Raw genomic sequence first — 8,459 nt, 5'->3', positions numbered from 1 at the left:
GGTCGTCGATGCGGTACCCGGTCCTGACGGGCGGGGCCGGGCGCCGGTGGCGTAAAAGGCGATCGGCAGGGGCGGCACCGTCCTGGGAGGCGGCCCAGGAGGCGAGCAGGCGCAGGCCCTCTTCGGAAGGTGAGTTCGGTTCGGCGGTGTAAATGAGGAGGGTGAGGCCGGGTTCGTCGTCCACGGCCGAGCCGTGCCAGGCGAGGGTGAGCTCGCCGACGACCGTGTGGTGGAAGCGCCTGACGCCGGCGCCGTGACGGCGCACGTTGTGGGAGCCCCATCGGGTGCGGAAGGCGTCGCTGCGGGTGGACAGCTCACCCACCAGGTCGTGTAGGTCCTTGTCGTGCGGGTTGCGGCCGGCCTCGGTGCGCAGCACGTCGACGGTCATGTCGGCGATGAGGTCCCAGTCCGGGTAGAAACGGCGGGCCGCAGGGTCCAGGAACTGGAAACGGGCCATGTTCGGCGGTGTCGTGCCGCTGTTGTACATGTCGGCGAAGAAGGCACGGGCGAGCTGGTTGGCCGAAGCAGGTCCAGGCGGCCGTTCGTCACGAACGCGGGCCCGGCGGTGACGGCGTCCAGGGTCCACCGCAGGCTCTTGGGCAGGGCCCGCTGCCGGCTGGAACGAGACCGGGGGCGGGCGAGTGTGTCAGAGCCTTCGGCGGCCTGGGCCAGGTGGAGCAGGTGGGCCCGTTCGGCGTCGTCGAGCTGGAGCGCCCGAGCGACCGCTGCGAGCACGGCGGGTGAGACGCCGGCGAGGCTTCCGCGTTCCAGCGGCGTAGTACTCGACGCTGACGTCGGCCAGCGCGGTGACCTCACTCCTGCGCAGTCCGGGCACGCGGCGCCGGCTCCCGACCGGCTGCCCCGCCTGCTCCGGGGTGATCCTGGCGCGCCGCGAGGTGAGGAACTCGCGGACTTCATCACGGTTGTCCACACCCCGACCGTACGCCGCCCGCCCGGCATGAGGGGTGTACTGCCAGTACACCCCTCATCAGTAACTGTTTGCCCGGGCGTTGCGCCGGTTACCTGAACGGCGTGGCACTCAGCCCACTCGGCCGTCCGACGCGGCCGGTTCTCCCTGTGCGAGGAGCAGCCCCCATGCTGATCCCAACACCGTGGCCCCCCGGCCGGAAACCACAGCTGTGCCAGGCAGGCGGCCACCTGCCTCGACGGACGGCAGGGCCGTGCGAGAGCTTCGGTCCAATGACTCGGACACACATCAACGCGAACAAAGATCGAGGACAACATGAGTGATCCCTCTGTCCGCCCCGCAGTGGCGAGCGGTACCTTCTCCATCGGCGGTGACCTGCCGGTGCGCAGGCTCGGCTACGGCGCCATGCAGCTCACCGGCCCAGGGGTCTGGGGTGAGCCCGCCGACCGCGACGAGTCGATCAGGGTGCTGCGCCGTGCTGTCGAACTCGGCGTCACACTCATCGACACCGCCGACGCGTACGGGCCGTACGTCAACGAGAATCTGATCGCCGAGGCGCTCCACCCGTACGCAGACGACCTGCTGATCGCGACGAAGGGCGCCAACACCCGGCCCGGGCCCGACCAGTGGGTACCGGACGGCCGCCCCAAGTACCTGCGACAGTGCGTGGAAGGGAGCCTGCAGCGTCTGAAGCTGGAGCGTATCGACCTCTATCAGCTGCACCGGATCGACCCGAGGGTGCCGCTGGCCGAACAGGTCGGCGCGCTCGCTCAGTTGCGGGACGAGGGCAAGATCCGGCACGTCGGCCTGTCGGAGGTGACGGTCGAGGAACTGGTGGAGGCGCAGCAATACGTCCCGATCGTGTCGGTGCAGAACCTCTTCAACCTCGCCGAGCGCAAGTCCGAGGCGGTGCTCGAACACTGCGAGCGGGAGGGCATCGCGTTCATCCCGTGGTTCCCGCTGGCGACCGGGCAGCTGGCGCAGCCGGGCGGCATCCTCGCAGAGGCGGCTGCCCGCCACGAGGCCGCTCCCGCACAGTTGGCGCTCGCCTGGCTCCTGCACCGTTCCCCGGTGATCCTGCCGATCCCCGGCACCTCCAAGGTTGCCCACCTGGAGGACAACGTCGCCGCAGCGACCATCTCGCTGACCGACGACGAGGTCGCGCAGCTGAGCGCCCTCGGCTGACCGTGAACGGGGCGTCCGGCATGCGCTGAAGCAGCGGGGCGCCCCGTCAGGCGGTGGCGGCGATGGGCCACACAGCGGGAACGGACCACAGCGGCCCCTGTCGCCGGGCCGGCGCTTGCGCCGGTCGTGAGCCACTGCGCCCGCGGCGACGACGGCTCGGACACGGGCGGCAGCAACGCCGTCCGGGCGCCCGCCGCATCAGCCTCCAGCGCGTAGGACAGTGGTGGTGTCCTTGCCCGCGCCGGCGTATGTAGGTCAGGCTGACCAGCGTCGTCGTACCCGAGGTCGTCTTGACGGCCGAAGGGAGACCGTTCTTGTCGGTGGTGAACGTCTGGGTGGTGCCCTGGGGAGACCGGTCGCGTGCGCTGGTCATTGTTGTCGTAGTCGAGGTCGGGCTTATTGCCCGCCGGGTTGGTCAGGCAGTCCAGGCGGCCGGCCTTGTCCCAGGTGTAGTCCGTCTTGCCGGTCGGGTCGGGGCAGTGGTCGACCTCGCCGCCCCGGGTGTAGGCGAGCGCGGAAGGTATCCGTCGACCTTCCAACCCAGTGCCCTGTCCCGGCGGGACAGGGCAGGCGGAGTGGCTCCGCAGCTCCGCCGTTAGCGGGCGCTCGTAGTGTTGATGTCGACGATGTGGTCATGCCGCTCCACCAGCACGAACAGCTTGGTCTTCTGCGTCTCCTCCCCGCTGCCGAACGCCAGGGTGACGATGACTTCATGACCGTTACCCACTGTGCCGTTGTCAGTCACCGTCCACCGCGCCGGGACGTTCTGGGCACGCAGGACGCCGTCCACCCCGTTCTTCTTCTCCCAGGCCGCCAGCCGCTTGGTGAAGTCGGGCGTCAGGTAGTGCTTGCGGAGCGTCGTGGCCAGCGCAACGTCCGGGTCCGTGTAGTCGCCCTTCGCGTCGATGTAGGCGCCGTAGAAGTCGGCGACCCGGGTCACCACGTGGCCGGACGTGCCGCTGACCGACTGCGGTGCGGCGGTGGACGCCTTTGCGGGGGCATGGACGGACGCCTGGGCCGATACCTGTGTCGATACGCCGAGTCCGACAGCAAGGAGGAGGCCGGCAGCGACAGCCGCGCGGCGGCCCGGACGACGGTGTGCGAGGGAGTTCTTGTTCATGTGTGTCTTCCTTTTCTGATCCGTATGTGGTTGGTCTCGGCCGGTTCCGGCTTTTGTGCCGAAGGCGCCTGCCGTCTTTTCGCCACCTCGTCCGCGTCCGCTTCGAGGAGAGGACGGCCCGACTGTCCGACCGGACAGGAGTCGGCCCGGGGTCTTCGTCCCGGTGCCGTCATATGACGGCGGGCGCCGCGGGGTGCCGTACGCCGCACCTTTGGTACACGGACGCACGGGTGTCCCGATGCGCAGGCGCAGGGTGGGTCGCGTTGTCGCGCTGCCGCCAGGGCGGTCGTTCTGCTTCGGCTGGTGCGCCACCCACGGCTATGAGAACGGGGGACATCCACGACAACATCTGCCGCCACACTGCAGCGGTGGAACCGTCCCGTCCGTCCGTCCCGTCCCGTCCCAGCGAACTGCGGAAGCGCCCGCCGGCCCGTTCGAGCAGATTCAACAGGTGGAACTGCTGGAGATCTTTATTCCGGTGACGCTGTAGGCGTTAGCGAACATGGTCTCGCTGTTCGGCGACAGGCAGACCGAGTTACCGTCCTGGAGCCGTAGGTACGCCACGTCGTCGTTCCGGGTGTTCACGACGCGGTAGTGCGGGCGGGCCTTGACCGTCTGGTAGGAACTGGTGACATCGCGGTACTTCGCTATCGGCGTGCCCGCCTTCCAGGCGTGGTCGTCCACGTAGAAGCAGACATAGGGGTACGGGCAGCCGTAGGTGGGTGGCTCCGCCTGGGCTGTCGATGCGCCGGTCATGGACGTGGCTGCGACGGCCACGCTCACGCCCCCGACGCCTGCCGCCTTTCGGATGACGGACTTCATCAAACCTCCAAGAATTGAGTAGATCGGCTGACACGGCAGTTGTAGATCGTGATCCGTTGCGGATGCCACTGGTCAGCAGGGCGAGGCCGGTGCTGAGACGAGTAGGGCAGCCGGCATCGTGAGCGTGTGTGACGACGTATCAAAAGCGGTTGCCATGGCAGCAACCGTCAGCGGATGCCTGTCGGATGACGCCCAACTACGGTTGGCCACTGCAGCCGTGGCCGGTGCGACACCAAGAGCATCGGCGGTCACCGGAGTCCAGCACAACGACTGCTGCCCCTTTGGCGACGGTGGAACCATTCCAGCCCATCTGACGTGCAGGAACATGAGTGCCTGGAATACGGGATCGCAGGCGGAGGACGGAGGAACGGTGCAATGCGGGACGGTGTAGAGGAGTTCGCGGCACTGCTGCGCCAGCTGAAGGACCGCACGGACCGGAGCTACGGCTCCCTGGCCCGCCGCCTCAACATGAACACCTCGACGCTGTACCGGTATTGCGCGGGCGAGGCGGTGCCGCAGGAATTCGCGCCCGTTGAACGGCTCGCGGCCTTCTGCGAGGCGACACCGCAGGAACGGCTCGAGCTGCACCGGCTGTGGTTGTCGGCGGTGGCGGCTCGGCAGGGAGTGCGTGCGGCCGGTTCGCCGGAGGCGGCGGTTCCGGCGCCGGACGCGGACGGGGACGGGGCACTCATCGAGGAATACCTCTCCGCGGAGCAGCCCGGGGACGATCCCGACCCGGACGAGCCTGCTCCCTCCCCCGCTCCCGGCCCCTGGTACCGCCGCCGTCGGGTCCTGGCATCCACCGCCATCGCCTGCGCGCTGCTCGCCACTCTGGGCAGCGCGGCCGCCCTGTCGGACGACCACTCCTCCGAGGCGGACGCCTCTCGCTCCGCAGCCACCGCCAGCGGTCCCACCTCAACTGCGAAGCCGACCACCGGCCTGCCCCTCACCTGGAGCACCGATTCCCTGGTCTGGGACAAGGGCTGCGACCACGACTACGTCATCGACAAGCCACCCGCGCAGGTGCCTCCGCCGCCGGTGGAGCAGGACGCCGGGTCGTGGGCGGCGACGCAGGGCGCGTTGCACGGGCGGCAGACGAGGGTGCAGATCTCGGTACAGGGGCGGTCGTCCACGGCCGTGGTATTGGACGCGCTCCGCGTCCGCATCGTCAGCCGCGGCAACCCGGCCCCCGGGAGCGCGTACGCCATGGACCAGGGCTGCGGCGGCGACCTCACGCCCCGCCGCTTCACCGTGAACCTCGACGTCGACCGCCCCATCGCCCGCCCGAAGGACGGAGCCGAAAACGGACACACCATCCCAGCCGTGCACTTCCCGTACCGCGTCTCCGCCGAGGACCCGGAGGTGTTGCTGGTCGCCGCGACGACACAGACCTACGACGCCCGCTGGTACCTCGAACTCGACTGGTCCTCCCAGGGCCGCACCGGCACGATCCGCATCGACGACCACGGCCGTCCGTTCCACACCACCGGCATCAAGGGAATGCCGCACTACTGGTACGGCACGAACGACGCAGGCGGGCGTGCCTGGGTCCCGTACGACCGCTAAGGCCTTCGATGCCCACCACCCGCGAGATCACATGAAATAACTGAACATGGGCCGCACTTGACTCTCTGCGCGTCCGCAGAACGCTCAGCCGAGAGCGGCCCCACAGACCTCGGCTCCCGCCTCAGCTGAGCAGGGACGAAGACGCTGCCCGACACGGGTCGCCGGGCCAAGTCGCGGTGGGAGTACCAATACATTTGCACCACTGGCAGCAAGTCCTTCCGCCCCACCGTCGGCGTCGTCACCCCCGACCTGCACACCAGGGAGCTGCCCGTGCGTCCCAGCCTTTAGCCTGGCGGAGCCTGCTCGCTTCTATCTGGTGGGAGAGTCAGTGCCCCGTCTGATCAACGCCGTTGACGTCCGTCCGCGTGTGTCTTACAGGACCATCCAGATCGGCCCCATCCCCTTCGAAGAGGCCCCAGCGGAGGACGACATTGTCCAGATCCCTGGAGACGGCTGGAGCCTTACTTCCAGCGACAACGATTTCTACCCTCTGGTGCGTTTGGAGTCATGGGACGGCCCTGCTCCCCAGCCAGCAGGATCTTGGGAGTACGAACGAGCTTTCCGTTCTCCGATGGAAGACCGCCTTGAGGTCGTCGACTTGAATGGCGTCAGCTACGGCGAGATCGCGCTGCGGCCAGGGCGGTATCACTTACGCCTGCTCTGTCGCGGGCGGGATCATTTGGAAGCTCTGCTCGCGCTCGATCCATTCCCACCGGAAGGGCCTCACGACGATCCGCTCGAGGTGTGGGTCATCCAGATGTGGCCTGACCGCTGAGACTGCTTCTTGTGCAGCACGACGACGCCTTCGTTCTGCGAAACCGGAGAAACCAGTGTGAACAAGACCGGCTTCGACGCCTGACCCCACCCAACGGGACCATCATGGTGACGCACCGGCCCGGCCGGTGTCCGTGGACAGGCCGGGTCTCGCCGCGGGGGCCCAGCCGGAAAGACCAGATCATGATGAGTAGCGCTGAGCAGGGTTCGGCGATCAGCCTGACCAAGGTGCAGGAGACGGCCCCCGATCTGGTGAGCCTGTACAAGTCGGCCGGCGACAGCGTGCGCGAGCACGGCCTGTCCGGGCTGCGGGCCGCGGTCTACCTAGTCCTGGACCGCTCGGGGTCCATGCGCCCCTACTACCGGGACGGAACCGCGCAGCACCTGGCGGAGCAAGTGCTGACGCTGGCCGCCCACTTCGACGACGACGGCCGTGTTCCCGTCGTGTTCTTCTCCACCGACGTCGACGGTGTCACCGACCTCGAGCTGGGCGGCCACCGTGACCGCATCGACAAGCTCCACCACAGCCTGGGCCACATGGGGCGGACGAACTACCACTGGGCGATGGACGCGGTCATCGACCACCACCTCGCCTCAGGCAGCCACTCCCCCGCTCTGGTCATCTTCCAGACCGACGGCGGTCCTACCAGTAAGGCCGCGGCCGAGCGCTACCTGTGCAAGGCCGCCCGCCTGCCCCTGTTCTGGCAGTTCATCGGGTTCGGCGACCCCGACGACGCCGAGTTCGCCTTCCTGCGCCGCCTCGACGAACTGGCCGTCCCCACCCGCCGCATCGTCGACAACGCGGGTTTCTTCCACGCCGGCCGCGACCCTCGCAGCGTGCCCGACTCGCTGCTGTACGACCGGCTCCTGCGGGAGTTCCCCGGCTGGCTCTCCGCCGCCCGCACCGCCCAGGTGCTGCGGTGAGCGGCAGGAACAGGCGGCCTGCTCGCACCGGCAGGCTCTGGGGCATCACGAGTTCAACCTCAGTAACCGTAGATAGGCGGCGCCGAGCAGACACAGCGCGGGCCGCCGTGGACGTGGGTGGGGCGGCGGCGCTCGCGTCAGGGACGGTCAGTGACCGCCGGTCAGTTCACCGCTGAGCTTCTCGTGGATGTGGGCGCTCGGCTTGTTCAGGCCGATGATCTGGACGGTCTTGCCGCGCTGGGCGTACTTGGTCTCGATCGCATCCAGTGCGGCAACCGAAGAGGCGTCCCAGATGTGGGCGGCGCTCAGGTCGACGACGACCTTGTCGAGGTCGGTGGCGTAGTTGAACTGGCCGACGAGGTCGTTCGATGAGGCGAAAAACAGTTCGCCGGTCACGGAGTAGACCACGCTGCTGCCACCGGGGTCGGTGACCGCGGTGACGTTGGCCAGGTGGGCAACGCGCTTGGCGAAGATCACCATCGCGGTGACGGAGCCGACGACCACGCCGATGGCTAGGTTATCGGTGGCCACCACGCAGGCGACGGTGATGACCATGACCGCGATCTCTCCGGCGGGCATCCGCTTCAGCGTCTTGGGGGCGATGGAGTGCCAGTCGAACGTCGCGAACGACACCATCACCATCACCGCGACCAGGGCCGCCATGGGGATGTCGGAGACGACCGGCCCGAAGACGATGCACAGCACCATCAGGAACGCGCCCGCCAGGAACGTCGACCGACGGGTGCGGGCGCCGGACACCTTCACGTTGATCATCGTCTGGCCGATCATGGCGCAGCCGCCCATGCCACCGAAGAATCCGGTGACGATGTTGGCGATGCCCTGCCCGATGGACTCGCGGGTCTTGGAGGAGTGGGTGTCGGTGATGTCGTCTACCAGCTTGGCCGTCATCGGAGTCCCTTCGTGGATACCCCCGGCTTTAGCTGGGGGGAAACGAAATTCCTGCGGAGCAGGGCAAGGAGCTGGGATTCGCCGCCAGGGCGGATCACAGTGCCCTGACGGGCAGGTTTGATCTCTACTTGCGGTCTGGCTAGTTTGTGCGCGTGGCCGCGAACCATGTGAAGCGGGCGTTCAAGTACCGCTTCTATCCGAGTGATGCGCAGGCAGCGGAGCTGTCGCGCA

At 68.1% G+C, this 8,459-nt stretch carries 7 protein-coding genes and 2 pseudogenes; 5 read left to right on the top strand and 4 right to left on the bottom strand.

Annotation, left to right across the window (positions count from 1 at the left end):
- Positions 1–931: pseudogene (locus tag ACFWWR_RS47805) on the bottom strand (hypothetical protein); the annotation flags it as partial.
- A gap of 312 nt (positions 932–1,243) precedes the next feature.
- On the opposite strand from ACFWWR_RS47805, the gene ACFWWR_RS47800 reads away from it, so the two are divergent.
- Positions 1,244–2,113 carry an aldo/keto reductase gene (locus ACFWWR_RS47800; protein WP_384310636.1) on the top strand — a complete coding sequence of 290 codons (870 nt, stop codon included), beginning with the start codon at positions 1,244–1,246 and terminating at the stop codon, positions 2,111–2,113.
- 595 nt (positions 2,114–2,708) lie between these two features.
- Here ACFWWR_RS47800 and ACFWWR_RS47795 read toward each other — a convergent pair.
- Positions 2,709–3,233: a hypothetical protein gene (locus ACFWWR_RS47795; RefSeq protein ID WP_383878286.1), complete on the bottom strand. Its 525-nt coding sequence runs from the start codon at positions 3,231–3,233 to the stop codon at positions 2,709–2,711.
- 444 nt (positions 3,234–3,677) lie between these two features.
- The gene (locus ACFWWR_RS47790) at positions 3,678–4,055 is read right to left on the bottom strand and encodes a hypothetical protein (protein WP_384310634.1); all 378 of its coding nucleotides are present in this window, start codon (positions 4,053–4,055) and stop codon (positions 3,678–3,680) included.
- 375 nt (positions 4,056–4,430) lie between these two features.
- Between ACFWWR_RS47790 and ACFWWR_RS47785 the strand changes: the two genes are divergently transcribed.
- The 3 genes from ACFWWR_RS47785 to ACFWWR_RS47775 all read left to right on the top strand — a co-directional run bounded on the left by ACFWWR_RS47785 (position 4,431) and on the right by ACFWWR_RS47775 (position 7,319).
- Positions 4,431–5,621, top strand: coding sequence for a helix-turn-helix domain-containing protein (locus ACFWWR_RS47785; RefSeq protein ID WP_384310633.1), 1,191 nt, complete (start codon positions 4,431–4,433; stop codon positions 5,619–5,621).
- Positions 5,622–6,192: 571 nt separating this feature from the next.
- Positions 6,193–6,396, top strand: a complete 204-nt coding sequence (locus tag ACFWWR_RS47780) for a hypothetical protein (protein WP_384310632.1) — start codon at positions 6,193–6,195, stop codon at positions 6,394–6,396.
- Positions 6,397–6,578: 182 nt separating this feature from the next.
- Positions 6,579–7,319: a VWA domain-containing protein gene (locus ACFWWR_RS47775; protein WP_384310631.1), complete on the top strand. Its 741-nt coding sequence runs from the start codon at positions 6,579–6,581 to the stop codon at positions 7,317–7,319.
- Positions 7,320–7,466: 147 nt separating this feature from the next.
- On the opposite strand, the pseudogene ACFWWR_RS47770 reads toward ACFWWR_RS47775, so the two are convergent.
- Positions 7,467–8,228: pseudogene (locus ACFWWR_RS47770) on the bottom strand (SulP family inorganic anion transporter); the annotation flags it as partial.
- A 152-nt stretch (positions 8,229–8,380) separates the two neighbouring features.
- On the opposite strand from ACFWWR_RS47770, the gene ACFWWR_RS47765 reads away from it, so the two are divergent.
- The coding region (locus ACFWWR_RS47765; protein ID WP_384310638.1) for a helix-turn-helix domain-containing protein at positions 8,381–8,459 on the top strand (79 nt) is incomplete at its 3' end.

Origin of the sequence: Streptomyces sp. NPDC058678, from assembly GCF_042714835.1 — a bacterium.
Lineage (GTDB): Bacteria > Actinomycetota > Actinomycetes > Streptomycetales > Streptomycetaceae > Streptomyces.
Note: the sequence above shows the minus strand (reverse complement) of the source record. Positions and strands in the feature narration are given on the sequence as shown.